This is a genomic window from Streptomyces sp. NPDC085900, assembly GCF_044540925.1.
Taxonomy (GTDB): domain Bacteria; phylum Actinomycetota; class Actinomycetes; order Streptomycetales; family Streptomycetaceae; genus Streptomyces; species Streptomyces gilvifuscus.
The window spans coordinates 526,721-549,812 of the sequence record NZ_JBITSP010000005.1; the positions used below are offsets into that span (position 1 = coordinate 526,721).

Annotated in this window: 21 protein-coding genes; 11 read left to right on the plus strand and 10 right to left on the minus strand. The window is 70.9% G+C overall.

Annotated features, from left to right (window positions below):
* Positions 1-19: 19 nt before the first annotated feature.
* The 5 genes from ACIGDI_RS20880 (at position 20) to ACIGDI_RS20900 (ending at position 7,967) form a co-directional block, all read left to right on the plus strand.
* The gene (locus tag ACIGDI_RS20880; RefSeq protein ID WP_399898545.1) at positions 20-1,390 is read left to right on the plus strand and encodes a lectin; all 1,371 of its coding nucleotides are present in this window, start codon (positions 20-22) and stop codon (positions 1,388-1,390) included.
* 27 nt (positions 1,391-1,417) lie between these two features.
* Positions 1,418-3,601, plus strand: coding sequence for an RICIN domain-containing protein (locus tag ACIGDI_RS20885; protein ID WP_399898547.1), 2,184 nt, complete (start codon positions 1,418-1,420; stop codon positions 3,599-3,601).
* A gap of 8 nt (positions 3,602-3,609) precedes the next feature.
* Positions 3,610-4,383, plus strand: a complete 774-nt coding sequence (locus ACIGDI_RS20890) for an NPP1 family protein (RefSeq protein WP_399898549.1) — start codon at positions 3,610-3,612, stop codon at positions 4,381-4,383.
* A 240-nt stretch (positions 4,384-4,623) separates the two neighbouring features.
* Positions 4,624-6,132, plus strand: a complete 1,509-nt coding sequence (locus ACIGDI_RS20895; RefSeq protein ID WP_399898551.1) for a glycoside hydrolase family 43 protein — start codon at positions 4,624-4,626, stop codon at positions 6,130-6,132.
* 86 nt (positions 6,133-6,218) lie between these two features.
* The gene (locus ACIGDI_RS20900; protein ID WP_399898553.1) at positions 6,219-7,967 is read left to right on the plus strand and encodes a cellulase family glycosylhydrolase; all 1,749 of its coding nucleotides are present in this window, start codon (positions 6,219-6,221) and stop codon (positions 7,965-7,967) included.
* Positions 7,968-8,010: 43 nt separating this feature from the next.
* Here the strand turns inward: ACIGDI_RS20900 and ACIGDI_RS20905 are convergent, their stop codons facing one another.
* The gene (locus ACIGDI_RS20905) at positions 8,011-9,066 is read right to left on the minus strand and encodes a LacI family DNA-binding transcriptional regulator (protein ID WP_399898555.1); all 1,056 of its coding nucleotides are present in this window, start codon (positions 9,064-9,066) and stop codon (positions 8,011-8,013) included.
* Positions 9,067-9,322: 256 nt separating this feature from the next.
* Complete coding sequence (locus ACIGDI_RS20910) at positions 9,323-9,622, minus strand: hypothetical protein (RefSeq protein ID WP_399898557.1); 300 nt, start codon at positions 9,620-9,622, stop codon at positions 9,323-9,325.
* Positions 9,623-9,828: 206 nt separating this feature from the next.
* Here ACIGDI_RS20910 and ACIGDI_RS20915 point away from each other — a divergent pair, with 206 nt between their 5' ends.
* From ACIGDI_RS20915 to ACIGDI_RS20930, 4 genes are all read left to right on the plus strand, one after another.
* Positions 9,829-10,221 (plus strand): OsmC family protein, encoded by a 393-nt coding sequence (locus tag ACIGDI_RS20915; RefSeq protein WP_399898559.1) that lies wholly within the window; start codon positions 9,829-9,831, stop codon positions 10,219-10,221.
* A 123-nt stretch (positions 10,222-10,344) separates the two neighbouring features.
* Positions 10,345-11,559: a carbohydrate-binding protein gene (locus tag ACIGDI_RS20920; RefSeq protein WP_399898561.1), complete on the plus strand. Its 1,215-nt coding sequence runs from the start codon at positions 10,345-10,347 to the stop codon at positions 11,557-11,559.
* A 224-nt stretch (positions 11,560-11,783) separates the two neighbouring features.
* Positions 11,784-12,347: a hypothetical protein gene (locus tag ACIGDI_RS20925; protein WP_399898563.1), complete on the plus strand. Its 564-nt coding sequence runs from the start codon at positions 11,784-11,786 to the stop codon at positions 12,345-12,347.
* A gap of 45 nt (positions 12,348-12,392) precedes the next feature.
* Positions 12,393-12,821, plus strand: a complete 429-nt coding sequence (locus ACIGDI_RS20930) for a pyridoxamine 5'-phosphate oxidase family protein (protein WP_200700277.1) — start codon at positions 12,393-12,395, stop codon at positions 12,819-12,821.
* Positions 12,822-12,953: 132 nt separating this feature from the next.
* On the opposite strand, the gene gap is transcribed toward ACIGDI_RS20930, so the two are convergent.
* From gap to ACIGDI_RS20945, 3 genes are all read right to left on the minus strand, one after another.
* Entirely contained in the window at positions 12,954-13,949 is a 996-nt protein-coding gene (gap, locus tag ACIGDI_RS20935) for a type I glyceraldehyde-3-phosphate dehydrogenase (RefSeq protein WP_399898566.1), read from the minus strand.
* Between the two features lie 153 nt (positions 13,950-14,102).
* Positions 14,103-15,059: a GlxA family transcriptional regulator gene (locus ACIGDI_RS20940; protein ID WP_200700279.1), complete on the minus strand. Its 957-nt coding sequence runs from the start codon at positions 15,057-15,059 to the stop codon at positions 14,103-14,105.
* 80 nt (positions 15,060-15,139) lie between these two features.
* Entirely contained in the window at positions 15,140-16,549 is a 1,410-nt protein-coding gene (locus tag ACIGDI_RS20945; protein ID WP_399898904.1) for a DHA2 family efflux MFS transporter permease subunit, read from the minus strand.
* A gap of 147 nt (positions 16,550-16,696) precedes the next feature.
* On the opposite strand from ACIGDI_RS20945, the gene ACIGDI_RS20950 reads away from it, so the two are divergent.
* Entirely contained in the window at positions 16,697-17,128 is a 432-nt protein-coding gene (locus tag ACIGDI_RS20950) for a MarR family winged helix-turn-helix transcriptional regulator (RefSeq protein ID WP_272178353.1), read from the plus strand.
* Positions 17,129-17,151: 23 nt separating this feature from the next.
* On the opposite strand, the gene ACIGDI_RS20955 is transcribed toward ACIGDI_RS20950, so the two are convergent.
* From ACIGDI_RS20955 to ACIGDI_RS20970, 4 genes are all read right to left on the minus strand, one after another.
* A complete protein-coding gene (locus tag ACIGDI_RS20955; RefSeq protein WP_200700281.1) occupies positions 17,152-17,328 on the minus strand; it encodes a hypothetical protein in 177 nt (58 codons plus the stop codon).
* Between the two features lie 119 nt (positions 17,329-17,447).
* Positions 17,448-18,359, minus strand: coding sequence for an SGNH/GDSL hydrolase family protein (locus ACIGDI_RS20960; protein ID WP_399898907.1), 912 nt, complete (start codon positions 18,357-18,359; stop codon positions 17,448-17,450).
* A gap of 175 nt (positions 18,360-18,534) precedes the next feature.
* On the minus strand, positions 18,535-20,064 hold the full coding sequence (locus ACIGDI_RS20965) for an APC family permease (protein WP_399898569.1): 1,530 nt from the start codon (positions 20,062-20,064) through the stop codon (positions 18,535-18,537).
* Positions 20,065-20,233: 169 nt separating this feature from the next.
* Positions 20,234-20,809 (minus strand): hypothetical protein, encoded by a 576-nt coding sequence (locus ACIGDI_RS20970; RefSeq protein ID WP_399898571.1) that lies wholly within the window; start codon positions 20,807-20,809, stop codon positions 20,234-20,236.
* A 295-nt stretch (positions 20,810-21,104) separates the two neighbouring features.
* On the opposite strand from ACIGDI_RS20970, the gene ACIGDI_RS20975 reads away from it, so the two are divergent.
* Positions 21,105-21,539, plus strand: a complete 435-nt coding sequence (locus tag ACIGDI_RS20975; protein ID WP_390627443.1) for an ATP-binding protein — start codon at positions 21,105-21,107, stop codon at positions 21,537-21,539.
* Between the two features lie 32 nt (positions 21,540-21,571).
* Here the strand turns inward: ACIGDI_RS20975 and ACIGDI_RS20980 are convergent, their stop codons facing one another.
* Entirely contained in the window at positions 21,572-23,047 is a 1,476-nt protein-coding gene (locus ACIGDI_RS20980) for an MFS transporter (protein ID WP_399898573.1), read from the minus strand.
* Positions 23,048-23,092 lie beyond the last annotated feature (45 nt).

The window sequence follows — 23,092 nt, forward strand, 5'->3', positions numbered from 1 at the left end:
CCACGAAAGGCCGCCCGCCATGGCCAGACCCTTCCCCCTGCCCGCGTCCGCCGTCCTCGCGGTCGCCGCCCTCACTCTCTCCGGCGGCCTGCTCGCCGCCTCCCCGGCGCAGGCCGCCACCGGCACCATCACCGGTCTCGCGGGCAAATGCCTCGACGTGGCCGGCGCCGACTCCGCGGACGGCACGGCCGTTCAGATCTACGACTGCAACGGCACCGCCGCCCAGCAGTGGACCGTCGGCGGCGACGGCACCGTCCGCGCCCTCGGCAAGTGCCTGGACGTGACCGGCAATTCGACCGTCGACGGCGCCAAGGTGCAGCTGTGGACCTGTACCGGCGGCGCGAACCAGAAGTGGACGGTCACCGCCGCGCACGACATCGTCAACCCGCAGGCGAACAAGTGCCTCGACGTCACCGACAACTCCTCCGCCAACGGCGCCCGCGCCCAGCTCTGGAGCTGCACCGGCGCGGCCAACCAGAAGTGGAACGCGCCCGCCTCCGACGGCGGCGGCACCCCGTCCTCCCCCATGGCCGTGGCGCCGTACCTGTACAACGGCTGGGGCAGCCCGCCGAGCCCGACCACCATCACCAACGCGACCGGCGTGAAGTGGTTCACCCTCGCCTTCGTGCTCAGCAACGGCTACTGCAACCCGCAGTGGGACGGCAGCCGCCCCCTGACCGGCGGTGTCGACCAGCAGACCGTGAACACCGTGCGGGCAGGCGGCGGTGACATCATCCCGTCGTTCGGCGGCTACAGCGGCAACAAGCTGGAGAGCTCCTGCTCCAGCGCGGGCGAACTCGCCGCCGCCTACCAGAAGGTGGTCAGCGCCTACGGCCTGAAGGCGATCGACATCGACATCGAGGCCGACGCCTACAGCAACCCCACCGTCCAGCAGCGCACCGTCGACGCGCTGAAGACCGTCAAGGCCAACAACCCGGGCCTGAAGGTGTACATCACGATCGGCACCGGCCAGAGCGGTCCCGACACCAGCCTCATCAACCGGGCCGCGTCCTCCGGTCTGACCGTCGACGCCTGGGCCATCATGCCCTTCGACTTCGGCGGCGCCGGCCAGAACATGGGCAACCTCACCGTCCAGGCCGCCGAAGGACTGAAGAACGCGCTCAAGAACGCCTACCACTACAGCGACGACCAGGCCTACCGGGACATGGGCATCTCGTCCATGAACGGCGTGACCGACAACAACGAGACGGTCACCGTGGGGGACTTCCGCACCATCCTCGCCTACGCCCAGCAGCATCACCTGGCCCGCCTGACGTTCTGGTCGGCCAACCGCGACCGCCCCTGCACCGGCGGCCCGGCCGACAGCTGCTCGGGGGTCGCCCAGTCCGACTGGGACTACACCCGCGTCTTCGCGCAGTACACCGGCTGAAACCCCCACCCCAGGCCAGGAGACCCCATGCTTTCCCTACCTCGCCGCGGCAGATCCCTCGCCGCCGCGGTCGTCGCCGTGACGGCCGCGTCCCTCCTCGGCACGGCCCCCGCGCAGGCGGCCGCCTCCGCCCTGCCCACCGGCCTCGCCACCGTCATGAACGCGGCGAGCGGCCGCTGCCTGGACGCCAAGGCCGCCGCCACCGCCAACGGCACCGTCGTCCAGCAGTACGGCTGCAACAACACCAACGCCCAGCGGTGGAGCTTCACCGCCACCGACAGCGGATACGTCCGGATCAACAACGCCAACGACACCGGCCAGGTCGTGGACGTCGCCGACGTCTCCACCGCCGACAACGCCCAGGTGCACCTGTGGAGTTACGGCGGCGGCGCCAACCAGCAGTGGCTGCCCGTGAACGACGGGGGCGGCGCCTACCACTTCGTCAACCGCAACAGCGGCAAGTGCCTGGACGATCCGGGCGCCTCGACCGCCGACGGCACGCAGTTCGTGCAGTACACCTGCAACGGCACCGCCGCCCAGCGTTTCCAGGTCGTCCCCGTCGACCAGTCGGCCGCCGACCCCGACCTCGGCCCGAACGTCCTCGTCTTCGACCCCTCCATGTCGTCCTCGACGATCCAGAGCAGGCTGAACTCGGTCTTCCAGCAGCAGGAGACCAACCAGTTCGGCTCGCAGCGCTACGCCGTGCTGTTCAAGCCCGGCTCCTACAACGCCGATGTCAACGTCGGCTTCTACACCCAGGTGCTGGGGCTGGGCCTGTCCCCGGACGCGGTGACCGTCAACGGCGCGGTGCACGCCGAGGCCGACTGGTTCCAGGGCAACGCCACCCAGAACTTCTGGCGCGGCGCGGAGAACCTGTCGGTCAACCCGGCCGGCGGCAGCGACCGTTGGGCGGTGTCACAGGCGGCGCCGTACCGCCGGATGCATCTGCGCGGCGGCCTCGCCCTCGACGACGGAGGCTGGTCCAGCGGCGGCCTGCTCGCCGACAGCAAGATCGACGGCCAGGTGAACTCCGGCAGCCAGCAGCAGTGGCTGACCCGCAACTCCCAGCTGGGCAGCTGGACCGGCTCCAACTGGAACATGGTCTTCACCGGCAGCACGGGCGTCCCCTCGACGACCTTCCCCAGCCCGCCGTACACGACGGTCGCGCAGAGCCCGGTGACGCGCGAGAAGCCCTTCCTGTACGTCGACGGAAACGGCGCCTACCAGGTGTTCGTCCCGTCCGTGCGGTCCAACTCCACCGGTACCAGCTGGGCGGGCGGCAGCCCCTCGGGCACCTCCCTGTCGCTCGACACCTTCTACGTCGTCAAGCCGGGCGCCACCGCCTCCCAGATCAACTCCGCGCTCTCGGCGGGCAAGAACCTCCTGTTCACCCCCGGCGTGTACCACCTCGACCAGACCCTGCAGGTCAACCGCGCGGACACGGTCGTTCTCGGCCTGGGCCTGGCCACCCTCGTCCCCGACAACGGCGTCACCGCGATGAAGGTCGCCGACGTCGACGGAGTGAAGATCGCGGGCCTGCTGTTCGACGCGGGCACCGCCAACTCGCCCTCCCTGCTGGAGGTCGGGCCGGCCGGCTCCGCCGCCTCCCACGCGGCCGACCCGACCTCCCTGCACGACGTCTACTTCCGCGTCGGCGGCGCGGGCGTCGGCAAGGTCACCACCGGCCTGATCGTCAACAGCGACAACGTCATCGGCGACCACATGTGGATCTGGCGCGCCGACCACGGCAGCGGCGTCGGCTGGACCAGCAACACCGCGGACACCGGGCTGATCGTCAACGGTGACGACGTCACCATGTACGGCCTGTTCGTGGAGCACTTCCAGAAGTACCAGACGATCTGGAACGGCAACGGCGGCCGCACGTACTTCTTCCAGAACGAGATGCCGTACGACCCGCCCAACCAGTCCGCCTGGATGAACGGCTCGACGCAGGGCTACGCCGCCTACAAGGTCGCCAACTCCGTCACCAGCCACCAGGCTTACGGCCTCGGCAGCTACTGCTACTTCAACGTCAACCCCTCCGTCGTCGCCGCCCACGCCATCGAGGCGCCGAACACCTCCGGGGTCCGCTTCACCAGCATGGTGACCGTCTCCCTCGGCGGCACCGGCACCATCAGCCACGTCGTCAACAACACCGGAGGACCGTCCAACTCCGGCACCAACGTGGCCAACCTGACCAGCTACCCGTAGGAGTCGACGTGCGTCATCCCCTCTCCCGGTCGGGGAGGTCCGCGCTGGCCGCCGTCCTCGGCGCCCTGGCCCTGGTCGTCGCCCTCCCCGCCCAGGCGAACGCGAACGTGCTCACACTGCTGCCGCAGAACGCCGACGGCCTGGAGCAGACCTTCTCCCCCGCCTACGACTACGACGGCGACGGCTGCTACGCCACGGCCGCCATCGGCGCGGACGGCACGATCAACCCCGGGCTGAAGCTCGGCGGCGACGTCAACGGCCACTGCCACGACTACGCCCAACTCGCCAACGCCAACACGTACTCGCGCGAGAAGTGCAACAACGGCTGGTGTGCGGTGATGTACGCCAGCTACTTCGAGAAGGACCAGGCCACCCTGGGGCCCGCGGCCATCGGGCACCGCCACGACTGGGAGCACGTGGTGGTGTGGATCAACGACGACCAGGTGCGGTACGTGTCGGTCTCCCAGCACTCGGGCTACCAGGTCGCGGCCGCCTCGTCCGTCCGCTTCGACGGCACGCACCCGAAGATCGTCTACCACAAGGACGGTGTCTCCACCCACGACTTCCGCTTCGCCAACGGCAATGACGACCCGCCGGAGAACGTCACCGGCGGCTGGTTCTATCCGCGTCTGGTGGGCTGGAACGGCTATCCCGCCGGCTACCGCGACAAGTTGCTGAGCGCCGACTTCGGAGCCGCCACCATCAAGATCAAGGACGGCGACTTCCAGTACGCGCTCGCCCACTCCATGCCGTCCGGCATCCCGTTCGACCCCAACGCCTGACACTCGGCCCGAAACGACCGCCGGTCCTCGATGGACCGGCGGTCCCTTTTCATGTCCCGCGACGGGATCGTTCCGCCGATATGTTGAAGCGCTTCGACGATGCCGTCGGCGGCCCTGGGCTGCCAATGCGCCGTCAGGGAGAAAGTTTCGCAGTGCTGCGGCTCTTGTTTCGTCAGAAACATGTCATTAACGTTCGCGAGCAGATGAAGCGCTTCGACGATCCAGAACGGAATCGACCGAGTGTCAGAAACGCAGCAGGCGCGTACCACGGTGTCCAATCCCGTGATCCCCGGTTTCCACCCCGATCCCAGCATCTGCCGGGTCGGCGAGGACTACTACCTCGCGTGCTCGAGCTTCGAGTACTTCCCCGGCGTGCCCGTCTTCCACAGCCGGGACCTGGTGCACTGGACGCAGATCGGCAACGCCCTGGACCGGCCGGGCCAACTGCGCCTGCCCCTGGACTCGCCCTCGTCGGGCGGGATCTACGCGCCCACCCTGCGCCACCACGACGGCCGGTTCTGGCTGATCGTCACCAACGTCAGCGCGGACGGCAATCTGCTGGTCACGGCCACCGACCCGGCGGGCCCGTGGTCCGACCCGGTCCTGCTGCCCGGCGTGCGGGGCATCGACCCGGACCTGGCCTGGGACGAGGACGGAACGTGCTGGTGCACGGTCGCCGGGGTCTCGCAGATCCGCCTCGACCCCACGACCGGGGAGACCTCCGGTCCCTCGCGCAGGCTCTGGTCCGGCATGCCCGGCGCCAAGGCCCCGGAGGCGCCGCACCTGTACCGGATCGGCGACTACTGGTACCTGCTCATCGCCGAGGGCGGCACCGAGCGCTGCCACGGCGTCTCCATCGCGCGCGCACGCGGGCCCGAGGGCCCGTTCGAGCCCTGCCCGGCCAACCCGGTCCTCACCCACCGCGGCACCGACCACCCCGTCCAGAACACCGGCCACGCGGACCTGGTCCAGGCACCCGACGGCTCCTGGTGGATGGTGCTGCTCGGGGTGCGCCCCGGCGGCGGCACCCCCGGCTGGCACGTCCTGGGCCGCGAGACCTTCCTGGCACCGGTGACCTGGGCGGACGACTGGCCGGTCGTCGGCGAGCCGGCACTCGACCTGCCCGCGCCCCCGTGGCCGCTCGTGCCCGGCCCGGTGGAGCCCGTCCGGGACGACTTCGACCGCGCCGAGCTGCGGCCGCAGTGGATCTCCCTCCGGGACCGTCCGGCAGAGCACTGCACGACCGGGGAGCGGTCCGGCTGGCTCACGCTGCGCGCCCGGGGCGGCTCCCTCGACGAGCCCGACGTCGTCTTCGTCGGCCGCCGCCAGCAGCACCTGACCTGCGAGGCACGCACCCTGATCGACCCGGCACAGGGGCGCGGCGGGCTCGCGGTCCGGCTGGACGAGGAACACCACTACGAGATCGAGGCGTCCGAGGGAGAGGTGCGACTGCTCACCCGCATCGGCCCGTTGCGCACGGTCGTGGCGTCCCTTGCGGTGCCCGCCGGGCCCGTGGTCCTCCGCCTCCGTGTGTCCGGCGCCCCGCCGCGGGACGCCCGCACCGGCCCGGACCTCGTCGCGCTCGGCATCGAGGAGCCGGACGGCACGTTCACCGAACTCGGCACCCTCGACGGGCGCTACCTGTCGACCGAGGTGGCCGGCGGCTTCACCGGCCGGGTCATCGGCATGTACGCCGCGTCCGGCACCGTCCACTTCGACTGGTTCGACTACGAGCCCCTCACCCCCTGAAACCGGCCCGCCCCCTTACTCGACCCCCTGTCCTCACCATCCCCCCACGGGCGGAACTCCGCTCGGCCAACAGAGAAAGGTCGGAGATGAAGGGAACGAAACACCCCGGTCACCGCAGACGCGGACCAGGCCGTGTGCTCGGTCTGCTCCTGGCGCTGGTCGCCGCGATCGGGCTGACCGGAACCACCGCGCTCGCCGCACCGGGCCACGCGGGCACCTCCGCGGCGGCCACCGCACGGGCACTCGGCCCGAAGGGCGTCGTCGCGGCGATGCAGCCCAGCTGGAACCTCGGCAACACCCTGGACGCCATCCCGGACGAGACCTCCTGGGGCAATCCACCGGCCACGAAGGCCCTGTTCGACACCATCAAGGCCCAGGGCTTCCGCAGCGTCCGCCTCCCCGTCACCTGGAGCGGCCACCAGTCCTCCACCGCCCCCTACACAATCGACGCGACATGGCTGAACCGCGTCAGGCAGGTCGCCGACTGGGCCCTGTCCGACGGTCTCTACGTGGTGATCAACGTCCATCACGACTCGTGGCAGTGGATCTCCTCGATGCCGACCGACCACGACAACGTCCTGGCCCGCTTCAAGGCCACCTGGACCCAGATCGCCGCCGAGTTCAAGGACTCCCCGCAGACCCTGCTGTTCGAGAGCGTCAACGAACCGCAGTTCAACAACACCACCGACACCCAGGGCAGCCAGTACCTCGACGAACTCAACACCACGTTCCACACGGTGGTGCGCCAGTCCGGCGGCAACAACGCGACCCGACTGCTGATGCTGCCCAGCCTGGGTTGCACGCCGTCCCAGGAGCGCATGGACCCGCTGGTCCAGGAGATCGGCTCGCTGAACGACCCCAACCTCGTGGCCACGGTGCACTATTACGGCTGGTATCCCTTCAGCGTCAACATCGCCGGCGGCACGCGGTTCGACGCCACCTCGCAGAAGGACATGACCGACACCTTCACGGCGATCGGCAACACCCTGATCGCCAAGGGAATCCCGGTCTACATGGGCGAGTACGGCCTTCTCGGCTACCCCGACTTCAACCACCCCCCGCGCGTCGAACAGGGCGAGGCACTCAAGTACTTCGAGATGCTCGGACACGAGGCCCGCACCACCGGAGTGACCACGGCCCTGTGGGACGCCTTCAACTTCCTGAACCGCACCACCCTGCAGTGGCGCGACCCCGACCTGATCAACCAGATCAAGTCGGCCTGGACCACCCGCTCGGGCACCGCCTCCTCGGACCGCGTGTTCCTGGCGAAGTCGGAGGCGATCACGGCCAGGACACTGACTCTGAACCCCAACGGCCTGACCTTCAGGGGAATTTGGCAGGGCGGCACGAAACTCGCCCAGGGCAGGGACTACACCGTCTCCGGCGACCAGCTCACCCTGACGGCCTCGGCACTGACCCGGCTGGCCGGCAACCGGGCCTACGGGACCAACGCGACCGTCGAGGCCAGGTTCTCGGCCGGCCTGCCCTGGAAGATCCACGTGACCACGTACGACAAACCGGTGCTGTCGAACGCGAACGGCACCACCGGCGGACTCACCGTCCCCGCCCGGTTCAACGGTGACCTGCTGGCGACCATGGAGTCCACATACGCCGACGGCAGCAACGCAGGCAACACCAGCTGGACGCCGTACCAGGAGTACGACGTGGCCTTCTCGCCCGACTACCCGGGCAACGCCATCACCCTGACCGCCGACTACCTCAACGCCCTGCGCGACGGTGCGCAGGCGACGCTCACCTTCCATTTCTGGAGCGGAACCACCGTCACGTACCACGTGACGAGGTCCGGCGGTTCGGTGACCGGCACCGTCGCCTGACCACAGCCCCGGGTGCCGTCTGTGCGGCACCCGGGGTGCTCGGTCAGCTCTTCGGCGGGGCCGTGCTCTCGCGGACGGTGAGTGTGGTCGCGATCTCGACGCCGACCTGGGGCACGTCCTCCCCGCGGCCCAGCGCCAGCGCCAGTTCGGTGGCGGCGACCGCCATCTCGGCGAGCGGCTGGTGGACCGTGGTCAGCGGCGGGTCCACCCAGGCCACGGCCGGTACGTCGTCGAAGCCCACCACGCTCAGATCGTCCGGGATGCGCAGGCCGAGCTCGCGGGCGGCCTGGTAGACGCCGAGGGCCTGCATGTCGTTGGCCGTGAAGACGGCGGTCGGGCGATCGGCCCGGGAGAGCAGGTCACGGGCCGCGGTGCGGCCGTCCTCCCGGGTGAGGAGCGTTTTGACCATCAGGTCCGGGTCCGGCGAAAGGCCGGCTTCGGTGAGTGCCGAGGTGTAGCCGGCGTTCCGGGCCAGGCAGAACGGATGGTCGGGGCCGGTGATCATGGCGATGCGCCGGTGCCCCAGTTCGATCAGGTGCCGGGTCGCGGCCTGGCCGCCCCTCCAGTTGGTGGCTCCGACGAACGGCACGTCGTCGGGAAGGTCCTCGTTCGGGTCGAAGACGACGAACGGGATGCCCTTCGCCCTGAGCTGTTCCCGCTCCCCCTCCGACAGCTGCGCCACCGACAGCACGCACTGCGGGCGCCGCCCCAGGGTGTCGTCGATGGTCCTGGCCGGCCGGTCCTGGAGGCCGAACTCCGAGACCAGCACGCCGACCTTGTTGCGGCGGGCCACCCGCTCGACGCCGCGGATGATCTCCACGGCCCACATGCTCTCCAGCTCGCGGAAGACCAACTCCACCAGATTGCTGCGGTTCTTCGGCGGCTTGCGGTATCCGTACCGGTGGATCAGTTCCTCGACGCGGGCCCGGGTCTCGTCCGAGACGCCGGACCGGCCGTTGAGGACCTTGGAGACGGTGGGGACGGAGACGCCGGCGGACTCGGCGATGTAGGCGATGGTGACGGCCGCCGGCCCTTCACGACCCGCGCTCGGCTCTTCGGTCCCTCGAGTGGAGAGTGCTTCCGATCGGTCGTCCGGCACGTCGCCCCTACCCGTCCCCTCCGCCCGGTGAAGCCCGTCATGGTGTCACCCCTCGCCCTGCCGGGAGGTGACGAAAGCATACCCGGGCTTTCGCACGTCCCCGGAGGCCGCGAGATCGACTGCCGAACACCGTCTGAGCAGGCCACCGAGCGCATCACGGCGCTTCCGGGGCAAGGCCTGGACACCGGGACCGCATCGATACTTTCGCTCGCTCCGGGGCGGGCGACCGTCCACCCCGGAGCAAGGGCACGAGACGTCAGGCGGCGCCGGTCACTCCCGGAGCGACGAAACGCCTGTGCAGCGGGGCGAACTCGCTCTCGGGTTCGCCCACGATGCCCGCCTTCTCCACTGCCGAGGCGAGCCGTTCGGCGAAGAAGGCCTGGAATGCCTGCTCGGACTCCCACACGTCCACCACGTGCAGCCCCGCCGCGTCGAACCAGGCGATGTGCAGTTCGGCGCCGGTCGGCGCGGTCTCCTCCCAGCCGACCGCGTCCCGCACCATGTCGTACTGCTCCGGTGTGACCCCCGCCCACCTCATCGACAGCACCACAGCCATGCCCCACCCCTCTCGTCGTGTTGCGAGCTCAGGCATCGTCCCGCCCGAGGGGGCCGCGGACGTAGAGCGCACCGGGGTGCGCGGCGTCCCGCCCGCGTCCCCTCACGCCCGGCGCACGGGCCTGCGAGCCTCGGCACGGGCTGTTTCAATGGCCTGCAGCGGCGTTCCGCCGGGACCGCCGTCCGCCGCCCACTGAAGGACCGCTCATGGCTGACGGATTCGGCGTCGTGGTCAGTGCCGGGAGCCTGCGCTCCGACGACGAGCACGCGGTGCGCTTCCCGCATCTCTGGACACCCGAGGGCGTCACCGTCGAGGCCGACTTCACCGGGGCGCACCTGCTGCATCTGGCGGCCGCGGGCTGTGTGCTCAACGACCTGTACCGCGAGGCGGCCGGCCTGGGGATCACCCTCGACGGCGTACGCGTCACCGCCTCCGGAGGGTTCGACTCCGGCAACTGGACCTCGACCGGCGTCGGTTACTCGGTGACGCTGGACTCGGCGGCCTCCGCCGCGGACCTGGACCGACTTCTCGACGTCGTGGACGAGGTCGCCGAGATCCCCAGGGCACTTCGCGCGAGCGTGGCCGTCAGGCGGGTGTGACGGACACGCAAAGAGCTCGTATGGTCTAGACCAAAAAGAGGTTTGGTCTAGACCGAAGCATGGACGCGAGCCGTGCGGCGGCACGAAGCTTGGGCTCTTCCCCCACCCCACCGGAGGCACACCGTGAGACGTCTTCGCGCATGTCTCGGCGCAGCCGCTGCCGTCGGGCTCACCGCCGCTGGAGCCACGGCGCTCGTGGCGGGCAACGCCTCGGGCGCGACCACAGCGCTCAGCAACCGCTGGTACGCGGCCGCCCCCTATCTGATGCCCCTCGACAACGACCCGCCGGACCCGGCCGCCATCATGGACGCGACCGGCCTCAAGGCCTTCCAGCTCGCCTTCGTGCTCGCCCCCAACGGCGGTGGCTGCTCACCCACTTGGGGCGGCACCGCCCCGGTCTCCTCCGACACCGCCGTGCAGTCCGTCATCGACACCATCCGCGGCAAGGGCGGCGACGTGTCGATCTCCGTCGGCGGTTACGGCGGCACCAAGCTCGGGCAGACGTGCGCGGACGCGGCGGCCACCGCCGCCGCGTACCAGCAGGTCATCACCAAGTACGGCCTCCACGCCATCGACTTCGACCTGGAGGAGCCGGAGTACGAGAACACCGCGGCGATCAAGAACGAGATCGGGGCCGCCAAGATACTCCAGCAGAACAACCCCGGCCTGTACGTCTCCGTCACCACGGCCGGCACGGCCGACGGCACGGGCTGGTTCGGCAAGCAGATGCTGCTGGAGGCCAAGTCGCAGGGCTTCACGCCCAACAACTTCTCCATCATGCCGTTCGACGGCGGCTTCAACGGAGCGGCCTCGCAGACCAGCGCGCTGACCAACTTCAACGCCATCCTCCAGTCGACGTTCGGCTGGGACCAGGCGACGGCCTACGCCCACGAGGGCTTCTCCGGGATGAACGGACGCAGCGACTCCGGCGAGATCTTCTCCCAGGCCGACTTCCAGACCGTCCTGGACTACGCCACCAGTCACAACATGGACCGGTTCACCTTCTGGTCCCTCAACCGCGACCGCCAGTGCACGCCGGTCGACAACGGCGGGCGGACCTCGGGCACCTGCTCCAGCGTGGCCCAGAACTCCTGGGATTTCGCCAAGTACTCGGTCCGGTTCGCCGGTGCCACCCCGCCGTCCACCACCCCCACTCCGACGCCCACCCCCACTCCCACGCCGACGGGGTGCAAGACCGCCTGGAGTTCGACCGCCGTCTACACCGCCGGTGACGAGGCCTCGTACAACCACCACAACTGGAAGGCCAAGTGGTGGACGCAGAACGAGACGCCGACCGCCACCGACTGGGGCCCGTGGCAGGACGAAGGAGCCTGCTGACGGCCCTCACGGCTCCGCGGCCCGCGCCCCCGAGGGGGAGCGCGGGCCTTTCCGTCCCCCTGCCCGTGCTTCCGTGCGCCCGCGCGTGTGGCCGAATGGCTCCACGGGATCGAACAACCGGTCGCCCGCTGGGTATCTCTTCAACACGGTTGCAAGCAGGCGGTGTTGAGGGGGCTGGCACTGTGGCGCGCCGATCCAGCACGTCCGGGCCGACATTCCGCGACGTGCTTCCCGCTCTCGCGGTGGTCGTCGTGGCGGTGTGCGCGCTGGCGGCCGTGCTCGCCGCGGGCTACCGCGCCGCCGGAGTCGGCGTGCCCCTCGCCGGAGTCGTCCTCCTGCTTCTGATCACCGCGGTGACGGTACGGCGCAGACGCCCCGGAATGCGGCGCCGCCTGGGCTACTACACACCGGACGAGCTTTTCGAACTCGACACCCAGGGGCTGGCGTTGGCCGTCGCGCGCATGCTGCGCCGGGACGGGTGGCGGGTACGCCTGCTGCCGGCCCCGGACCGGCCCCGCTTATGCGCCCAGGACCGCGGCGGCCGCCAACTGGAGGTGGTGTTCCGCCCGGTGGCCGAACCCCTGCCCGACGAGGATCCGCCGCATCCGCACCACCATCGCGGGAACGGGCAGAAACCTCTGCAGCTGATCGTGCACCGGGGCAGCTTCCGGGCGCGGGACGTCCAGTGGGCCCGGCGCCAGGGCAACACCCGTCTGCTCGACGGCACCGCCCTCAGGCGCTGGGCCGAGGGCACGTACTTCGGCGAACTGTTCTCACCCGGGTCGTGAACCGTCGCCGTGCCCGTTGTCAGTGGCCCCGCCTAGGGTCGGGGTATGGCACTGTCACGCGAGGAACGTGAAGGCTTTCTGGCCGAGCCGCATGTCGCCGCCCTGGGCGTCGCGGCCGGCGACGACCGCGGACCGCTGCTGGTCCCGATCTGGTACGCGTACGAGCCCGGCGGGCTGCCGTGGATCCTCACCGGGGCGAACTCCCGGAAGATGCGGCTGATCAGGGCGGCGGGTCGCTTCAGCCTGCTGGTCCAGCGCACGTCGCCGACCACCCGGTACGTGTCGGTCGAGGGGCCGGTCGCCGAAGTGGCGGAGGGAAGCGGCGCACTGCACCGGGAGATGGCCGGCCGGTATCTGTCCGGAGAGGCCCTCGACACCTTCGCGACCTGGGCGGAGGCGGAACTCGCCGATCACGTCGTGGTCCGTATGCGGCCGGAGCACTGGCTGACAGCCGATCTCGGCGCGGTCGGATGAGACACGGCCGGCCCTGGACGACGTGGCGCGGTCCGCCGGGCGTGAGGTGTTCGGCGTGAGCGGGTCGCCGAGCGCCCCGGTGGCCCGAGACGCGAGCGCGTCTCGGGCCACCGGGGTGGAAACAACTGCGTGTCAGCCGGCCAGGAGCTCGAGGGTGTCGATCACGCGGTTGGAGAAGCCCCACTCGTTGTCGTACCAGGCGACGACCTTCACATGACGGCCGTCGACCCGGGTGAGGGCCGAGTCGAAGATCGACGACGCCGGGTTGCCCGTGATGTCGGAGGAGACGAGCGGGTCCTCGGAGTACTCGAGGATGCCGGCGAGCGGGCCCTCGGCCGCGGTGCGGTACGCGGCCAGCACGTCCTCGCGCGTCACCTCGCGCGCGACCGTGGTGTTGAGCTCGACGATCGAGCCCACCGGAACGGGCACGCGGATCGAGTCGCCCGACAGCTTGCCGTCCAGGCTCGGCAGCACGAGGCCGATCGCCTTCGCGGCGCCCGTGGTGGTCGGCACGATGTTGACACCGGCCGCCCGGGCCCGGCGCGCGTCACGGTGCGGGCCGTCCTGCAGGTTCTGCTCCTGCGTGTAGGCGTGCACGGTCGTCATGAAACCGTGCTCGATGCCGGCGAGTTCGTCGAGCACCGCCGCCAGCGGCGCCAGTGCGTTGGTGGTGCAGGAGGCGTTGGAGACGATCGTGTGCACGGCCGGGTCGTACGCGTCGGTGTTGACCCCGTACGCGAGCGTGACGTCGGCGCCGTCCGACGGGGCGCTCACGAGGACCTTCTTCGCGCCCGCGTCCAGGTGGGCACGCGCGGCCTTGGCCGAGGTGAACCGGCCGGTGGCCTCCAGCACGATGTCCACGCCCAGTTCGGCCCACGGCAGCTCGGCCGGTTCGCGTTCGGCGAGCACCGTGATGCGACGGCCGTCGACGACGAGGGCGTTTCCGTCGACGGTCACCGGGCGGCCGAGCCGGCCGGCCGTCGAGTCGTAGGCGAGCAGCCGCGCCAGCGAGGCGGGTTCCGTGAGGTCGTTGACGGCGACGACCTCCAGGCCGCTGTCGCGCTCGAGCAGCGCGCGCAGCACATTGCGTCCGATGCGGCCGAATCCGTTGATGGCGATGCGAGTCATCAGCTGTGTCCCTTTCGTTCGCCACCAGGTTCGCTCGCCGTGCCGACCGCGGACAGTGGCGCGATCGCCATGGTTCAAAAGGATCGCGCCAAGGCGCCGAGGTGCGAGGACACCGCAACGCGCTGGCGTGTCGCCTGCGTGTCCGGTACCTGGCTACTCGCCCTGGGCGAAGGTGCGCCGGTACTCGGTGGGTGTCGTGCCCAGGATGCGGTGGAAGTGCAGCCGCAGGTTCGCGCCGGTGCCCAGGCCGACGTCGGCGGCGATCTGCTCGACGCTGCGCTCCGAACGCTCCAGCAGTTCGCGGGCCATGTCGATCCGGGCCCGCATCACCCACTGCATGGGCGTGTACCCGGTCTCCTCCACGAAGCGGCGCGAGAACGTGCGCGGCGAGACCGCCGCCTGCCGTGCCAGTGTCTCCAGCGTGAGCGGCTCGTCGAGATGGTGCAGCGCCCACTCCCGGGTGGCGGCGAACCGCTCCCCCAGAGGTTCGGGCACACTGCGCGGCACGTACTGCGCCTGACCGCCGCTGCGGTAGGGGGCCGCGACCAGGCGGCGGGCGGCGTGGTTGGACGCGGCGACTCCGAGGTCGCCGCGCAGGATGTGCAGGCACAGGTCGATGCCGGAGGCCGCACCGGCCGAGGTCAGCACACTGCCCTCGTCCACGAACAGCACGTTCTCGTCGACCCGAACGAGCGGATGCCTGGCCGCCAGGGCGCGTGTGTAGTGCCAGTGGGTGGTGGCCCGTCGGCCGTCGAGCAGGCCCGTGGCCGCGAGCGCGAAGGCACCCGTCGAGATCGCGGCCAGCCTGGCGCCCCGGGCGTGGGCGGAACGCAGCGCCTCGACCACGGTTCGCGGCGGGTCCTCGCGGTCCGGGAAGCGGTAGCCGGGGACGAAGACGATGTCCGCCCACTCCAGCGCCTCCAGGCCGTGGGCGACGTGGTAGGACAGCCCGTCGCCGCCGGTGACCAGGCCGGGCGCCGCGCCGCACAACCGCACCTCGTACGGCATGCTCGCGCGCGTCGTGAACACCTGCGCCGGGATGCCGACGTCCAGCGGCTTGGCTCCTTCGAGCACGAGGACGGCGACGCGACGCAGACGGGAGGCTGACACGCGGACACGATACGCAGCGCACGGCGTCCGGCCCGTACGAGGCCGTACGGGCCGCGTCGACGCTCTCGGGCGGACCGGTGTCAGCGTGTGCGTGCCCCACGGGACCGCAGGGGCACCGACCGCCTCGAGACGGTGGTGGTGCCGCCCGCGGCCGCGCGGGCCGGGCCGTCCGGCATGGTGAAGGCGAAGACGGCGGTCACCGCCGCGATGGCGGCCAGCACCAGGTAGGCGTGCTGGTAGGCGCTGACGGGCGGGTGCGCGGCTGCGGACGCGGGGGTGTTCAGGACCAGGGCCGTGGTCACCATGGCCGGAGCCAGGGCGCCTCCGGTCTGTCGTACGACGGTGTTGAGCGTGGAGGCCTGTGCCAGGTCGCGCCGGTCGACGGTGGCGAGCGAGGCGACCGTCGTGGGCATGAAGACCCCGCCCATGGCGATGCCGAGGAGGAACATGTAGGCGCGGAAGGTCCACAGGCCGGTGTGCTCGTCGCAGGTGGCGAAGAGCAGCAGGACCAGGGTGACGCCGGTCAGTCCGCAGCCGACGATGACACGGGGCCCGACCCGGGCGTAGAGGATGCCGGCGACCTGGACGGTGAGCAGGACACCGAAGGCCTCGGGGAAGGTGCTGGTGCCGGACTCCAGGGCCGTGCGGCCCTGCGCCTCCTGGAGGAAGAGCGGGCCGAGGAACATCGCGCCGAGGATCGGGACCAGGCCGACGAGGTTGATCAGGTTGGTGTCCCGGAACAGCCGGTTCGCGAACAGGCGCAGCTTCAGCAGGGGTGTGCGGGTGCGCAGTTGGTGGACGGCGGCGGCCACGAGCAGGACCGCGCCGGAGACCAGGGCCGTGACCACGACCGTGGAGGACCAGCCGCGGTTGGGGCCCTCGCAGACGCCGAACATCGTGGTCCCGAGCGCCGCGGCGCTCAGCAGCAGACCTGGCAGGTCGAAGCGGGGCGGCCGGTGGCCGCGGTGCCCGGCGAGGCACAGCGCCCCGAACAGCACGGCGGGCAGTCCCACCGGCAGGTTGACGTAGAACACCCAGCGCCAGGACAGGTGGTCCACCAGCAGTCCGCCCAGGACGGGAGCGGCGGCCGGGGCCATCTGCTGCGGGACGATCATGTAGCGGGCTATACGCACCTGTTCGGCGGAGCTGAACGTGGAGTAGAGCAGGGCGGCCGACGCCGGGAAGAGCACGCCGGCGGACAGGCCCTGGACGGCGCGGGCGGCGACGAGCTGGGACAGGTCGGCGGCCGCACCGCACAGGAGTGAGGAGCCGAGGAACGCGGTGAGCGCGGTGAGCAGGACGGGTTTGGCGCCGAAGCGTTCGACCAGCCAGGCGGAGGCCGGGATGGCCATGGCCAGGCAGACCGGGTAGACCACGACCACGCCGTCCAGGGCGGCGGTGGTGAGCCGGAACTGGCGGGCGATGGAGGGAAGCGCCACCGTGGTGATCGCTCCGTCGACGATGGCGATGAACGTCACGCTGACGCACATCACGGGGACGACGAGACGCTGGTCCAGGTGGAGGGACAGGGCGGACGGACGGGTTCGGCGGGGGAACGACAGCACATGCTGAGCATACTCACTATGTGAGTGCTCATAGAATTGGGTTTTCCGGCTCGGCGTGGAACGGGGAACGGCATGGCAGTGCAGGGCAGCAGCGACATCTTGATCGACGAGCTCTACGAGACGACCCACCAGCTGCGCAACTTCGTGGAGGCGCGGCTGCGGACCGGCGGGGCGTCCGTCGCCCGCCTGCGCACCATGCGAATGCTCGCCCGCGCGGAACAGCCCTTGCGCATGAGGGACTTGAGCGAGATGACGGGCGTGGCGGCGCGGACCACGACCAGCATCGTCGACACGCTGGAGCGCGACGGTCTGGTCGAGCGCGTACGCCACCCCCATGACCGCCGCGCGTTCCTGCTGCGGCTGACCGACGAGGGACTGCGTTGCCACCGCGAGGCCGAGGAGGTCGACCGCCTCGCCCTCGCGGAGGCGACGGCGGGGCTCGACGACGAGGACCGCGAGCGGATGCGGGCCTTGCTGGCCCGCATCCGCAGCGCCACCTCCTGACGACGGCCCCTCCGCGACGCGGGTCAGCGTCTGCGGCCCCGCACGTTCCAGCCGCTGCCGACGCCCGCCAGGTGCAGGGCGAGCACGGTGAGGCCGATCAGCATCACGTTGGTGGACGTGAAGGTGTCGTTCGTCGAGATGTCAGCGGCGTTGATGAGGAAGGCGATGAAGAACAGGATCGCCGAGACGATGGCCAGCATGATGTGCGTCCTTTCGACCGGTGGAGTCCCCCGCGGGATGTGAGGTCCGAATGCCCCCAACTCGGCCGTGCACACGGGGCGGACGCCTCGGCGACCGGCGCGACCGCCGTCGCGGTGCCTCAGTGGCCTCGCCCGCTCTCCAGCCGGTCGAGGACCGCCTGCGCCATGGCGGCCTCGCCCTTGGCGTTGGGGTGGGCGGGGGCCGCGGGTGAGGCCGGCCGCAGCGGCTCGATCCAGCGGTCGGCAGGCGCCTTGCACATGTCGTGGCCGCGCGTGGGTCCGTAGGTGTCCACGTATTCGGCGCGGTTGAGCGCGGCCGTCAGACGCAGCATCAGATTGAGGCGCTTCTCGGTGTCGCGCAGGTAGGGGAAGTCCTTGGTGGCGAACGGCACCGAGGGATAGCAGCCGCTGCCGTCGTCGGGCAGCAGGTCGGGGTAGCCGACGACGACCACGCGCGCGTGCGGTGCCCGGTGGTGGACGGCCCGCAGCACCTGGGCGACCTTGGGTGCCGTTCTCAGGACGGCCAGGGTCAGCTCGTCGACGCCGGAGGCCGTGTAGTGGGTCTGGCACGGGTTGCCCGCCAGGTCCTGCGAGGCGAGCTGGGCGCAGGTGGCGATGATGGAGCCGAACCCGACGTCGTTGCCGCCTATCTGGACCGTCACCAGGTCGGTGTCCCGGTCCAGGGCGTCGAGTTGGGGCGGGTTGGTGCCCTGGGGCTTCCACATCTCCTCGGTGGTCGCTCCGGCGCAGCTCACGTCCTCGAGCACGGTCGTCGTCCGCTGCGCCGCCACCAGGGAGGGGTAGTTGTGGTCGGAGCGGGCGCAGTTCGCGTCCACCTGGGTCGGGATGAGCGGTCCCGAGGTGTAGGAGTCGCCCAGGGCCACGTACTGGCGCTCGTGACCGCCGGGTGAGCCGTGCGCCACCGCGGGCGTGCCCGCGGCCAGAACCATGGCACAGCCGCTGACCGCCGCCGCGGCCGCCCTCACCCGTCGACGTCTTCGCGGCTCAGCGGCCGGGTGCGCGTCACGCATCATGGAGTGCCTCCTCCTCGGAGCCGTCCCGGCGGGGCATGGCCCCCCGTACGGCCGTCACCGGTTCAACTGGGCCTGTATACCCGCGAGTAGCGCATACGGGCCAGAGCCGTACAACGACCAATTTCCGGAGACGGGCCGTGCGGCGAGGAGGAGTTCGCGGAAGTCCGGCGGTCTACCGGGACTTGGCGACGGAGTCGCGGGTGGGCTTGCCCAGGGCCCAGAACAGCACGCCGAGGAGCATGAACGCGACGAGCGGGACGGCCTCCGTGAGCAGGTACTGCAGGCGCTCACCGTGCGTCCAGCCGTCCGGCGCGTAGGCGGAGCCGAACCAGTGGTCGCCGGCGCCCGGGGCGACCAGCTGCAGGGTGGCGAACAGCACGAGTGCGGTGAGCACCACGCTGATCGCGAGCGGGAAGGGCGCCCGGTAGGGGCGGTGCACGTCCGGGGCCTTGCGGCGCAGTACCGCGAGCGCCGGGAAGATGCCCAGGTAGCTGACGAGGGTGGTGGAGACCGCGAGGCCGAGGACGGCGCCGAAGAGCTTCGCGGCGCTGCCGTGGGTCAGCTCGTGGGCCAGGATCAGCACGAAGGTGGAGACCAGGCCGCTGAGGATGTTGACGCGGACCGGGGTGCCGAACCGGCTGGAGATGACGCCGAGGAAGCGCGGGGCGGCGCCGTCGTAGCCGGAGACGGCCAGGGCCCGGTCGGAGCCCATGACCCAGGTGACGCCGGAGGACAGCACCGTGAGGATGAACATGATCGCGGCGAGGTCGCCGAGCAGGCTGCCGGCTCCGCTGAGGGTGGCGGTGCCGTCGGCGGCGACATGGCCGCCGTAGACGGTGAAGACCTGGCGGATCGCGTCGATGAACCCGCCGAGGCCCGTGATGGCCTTCACGGGCAGGACGAGCAGGATGCCGAGGATCGGCAGGGCGTACAGGGCGATGGCGAGGCCGGCGCTGCGGAAGATCGCGAAGGGGACGTCCTTCTGGGCGTCGGTCATCTCGTCGCCGGCGGTGTTGGGCAGCTCGAAGCCGACGTAGTTGAACATCAGGACGGGGACGAGGGCGACGAAGCCCGCGTACGACGGCGCGAAGTCGCCGAGCCCGAAGCCGTGCAGGCCGTGCTTGGCGCCGTAGATCACGACGGTGACGGTGAACAGGCCGAGCAGGAGGAAGCGGCTCCAGGCGCCGATGGTGGGGATCCACTTGCCGATGTCGAAGGAGAGGATCGCGGCGAGCACGCCCACCCATACGAAGACGAGGGTGAAGGCGTAGAAGGCGGGGGTGCTCAGGTCTTTGCCGTCGTTGAAGAAGGTGGTGTAGGCGGTGACGGCCGAGACGGAGAGGGTGCCGCCGAGCCAGACGGGGTTGGTGATCCAGTAGAGGAAGTTGTTGACGGCGCCGGCCAGTCGGCCGAAGGCCCGGCTGGTCCAGATGTAGGGGCCGCCCTCGTCGGGAAAGGCGGCGCCGAGTTCGGCGGTCAGCAGCGCGGACGGCACGAAGAACACGGCGGCCAGGACGATGAGCCAGGTGAAGGCCTCGGCCCCGGACGCGGCCACCGTGCCGATGGTGTCGACGCCGACGATCGTGCACAGCAGGAAGAAGAGGATGTCGAAGCGGCCGAAGTGCTTGCGCAACTTCTGGCGCTCGGTCTGCGCGGCTACCGACGTGCCGGCTGATTCGGGTGCTATGGGGCCAGCGGTCACCGGACGCTCCTGTGTGCTTGTGCCGGGGGCGAGATTCGGCCAATGATCCGTGGCGCCACACCACCGCACAAGCACAGCTGTACAAGTTTTGACCATGGCTTCGCCGTATCAATACGGCCGAAACCGTATGGAAACAGCGCATCGGACGCCACCAGTGCGGGGGCGCCGGTCAGCCCGGCAGAAGGTAGTGGGAGAGGCGGGCCTCGGCCGCGGCCGGGGTGATGCCGAGCGCCCTGCCGATCGCCTCCGGCGCGAGTTCGTCGGCCCGGGCGGCGTACGCGGCCTCCTGGCCGATGCGGCGGGCCAGGCGTTCCAGCGCGGCCACCGACTTCAGGGCGGCGACCGGTGCCTGGTCGGCGAGGACGGTCAGCCGTTCGTCGAGCCGCAGTATCAGGTCGGTGACGTCCTCGGGCAGGGGCACCGTCTGCCGTTCGACCGAGCTGATGTGCTCGCGCCAGTCGTCGAAGGCGGCCGAGGTGTCGAGGTCGTCCAGGGGATCGTCCGGAATCCGCTGCCCGTCGAGGGTGTGGCTCTCGCCCCGCCAGCCGCACGCGCAGACGGCACGGAAGGCGGCCGCCTGGGGCCGGCCGAGTCGCCCGTCGTAGGCCCACAGCTCGCGGGTCTCCCGGCCCGCCCCGCCACCGCCGATGTCGAAGTACACCGGCGCGGGCTCGCCGCCGTCCGCGAGGACCGCGCCCACGATGCCCTCGTGCGAGTCGCCGAACTCCTCGGTGCGCCACCCCACGGCCACTCCCCTTCCTCCCGGGGCCGCCCCGCGGCACCCGGAGATCCGAGAATGCCGCAGCCGACCGCGCGCGGGGCCGGATTCACGGCAACCGGACGTCGCGCACCGCCCGGAAGGGGGTCGCCAACTCGGCACCGGTTCAAGGGGGTTGAGAGCGGTGCGACGGGAGGGATTGACGATCTCCCGCTCGGGGCATCAGGACTGAGCAGGGCCGGCCGCGCGCGAGGTGCCGCTGCCCCGGTGGGCGGACAGACCGCGGGGATACCGGATGCGCCTGGAGGGGATGTGATTCGCGATGCGTGCGCAGGAGCGTACCCATCGGCGTTCCGTGCGAGTGGAGTACCTGTTGCCCGACGAGGCCGCGTCGGCCGGCCGGGCGCGGGGCCTTACCTCCAGATTCCTCACCCATCCCCGTCATAGGGCGACGTGTGTCACGGCTGTCACGGCCGAGCGGATCGACGACGTGAAGCTCGTCGTGTCCGAGCTGGTCGCCAACGCCACCGAGCACGGCAAGAGCGGCTGCCGCCTGCGCCTGCAGATGACGGACGGCCGGGTGACCGTCGAGGTGTACGACGACAACCCGGTCCCGCCCCGCATCCGCCCCTTCACCGCCGACGGCGAGAGCGGGCGCGGCCTGGCCATGGTGCGCTGCCTGGCACAGCGGCTGGACGTCAGGTCGGTCACCGGTGGCGGCAAGCGCGTGCGTGCCGTTCTGGCGCTGCCCGTCTGACCGACGGGACACTGCCGCCCGCTCTCCCGACCTCACCCCTGACCCGCGTGCAGATGGCTGTGGGACACCTCGGGCGGGCAGGGCGTGTCCTGGCCCCGGCGGTCGCGCCGCCAGTCGTGCACCGCGAGGGCGAAGGAGCACAGCACGGGCAGGACGCCGAGGCCGACGGCGGTCGCCACCGCGAGGTGGTAGTCGTGCCCCCGGGCGGCCAGGACGACGTAGAAGACCCCCGGCAGCGCGGCCGTGCCGACGGCTCCGCCCAGCCGCTGCCCGGTCTGCAGGGCGCCGCCGGCCGCGCCCGCCATGCGCACCGGCACCTCCCGCAGCGTCATGGTGACGTTGGGCGAGATGACACAGCCGCCGCCCAGGCCACCGACGAACAGAACGGGCGGGGTGAGCCAGGCGGCGAGTCCCTTCGGTGCCAGCCACAGGATCAGCGCGGTGCCGCCCAGGCCGAGGGCCACGCCGGCGAGTCCGCAGACGGTCAGCAGCCGGCCCAGCCGGTCCACCAGCCGGCCTGCCACCGCCGCGGCCAGCGCCGAGCCCAGCGCGAACGGCGTCACCGCCAGGCCTGACCGCAGCGGCGAGTAGTCCAGGCCGTTCTGGAAGAAGAGGGCGAAGACCAGCCACACCCCGCTGAAGCCGACGAAGTAGAGGGTGGCGATGGCGGCACCGACGGCGTAGCCGCGGGTGTCGGTGAGCAGCCGCGGGTCCAGCAGGGGCTGGCCCTCGCGGGCCGCGACCCGGCGTTCCCACCGGGCGAAGGCCACCAGGAGCGCGGGGCCCACGACGAACAGCCACCACAGGTGTCGTACGCCGCCGGACTCGGCCAGCACCAGCGGCAGCATCAGCGCCAGGACGCCGCAGCCCAGGAGGGCGACGCCGCCCAGATCGAGGCGTTCGCGGCGCCCGGGGACCGCCCTGGGCAGCAGCCGGACGCCGAGCAGCAGGGCGATCGCGCCGACCGGGACGTTGACGTAGAAGATCCAGCGCCAGCCCTGGGGGCCGTCGGCAAGGGCGAGGATGAGGCCGCCGACGACGGGGCCGACGGCGCTGGAGATGCCCACGGTCGCGCCGAACAGGCCGAAGGCGCGGCCGCGTTCGGCTCCGCGGAACATCTGCTGGATCAGTGCGGAGTTCTGCGGGGCCAGACAGCCGGCGGCGACGCCCTGGGCGATGCGGGCGGCGACCAGGAAGGTGATGGTGGGAGCGGCGCCCGCCGCCGCGCTGCACAGCACGAAGGCGGTGAGGGCCAGCAGGAAGATGCGGTGCCTGCCCACCGCGTCGCCGATGCGCCCGGCGGTCACCAGGACCAGCGCGAAGGCGAGGGCGTAGCCGGAGACCACCCACTGGATGGCGGGCGCGCTCGCGTGCAGGTCCCGCTGCATGGACGGCAGTGCCACGGCGACGATCGTCACGTCCAGCAGGCTCATGAACCCCGCCACCAGGGTCACCCACAGGGCCTTCCACCGCCTGGGGTCGCTCCCGCCGTCCGTGTGCGTCGGCACGGTGCCTCCTTCGCCCGGTCGCGTGTCCGATCCGGTGAGGGTTCC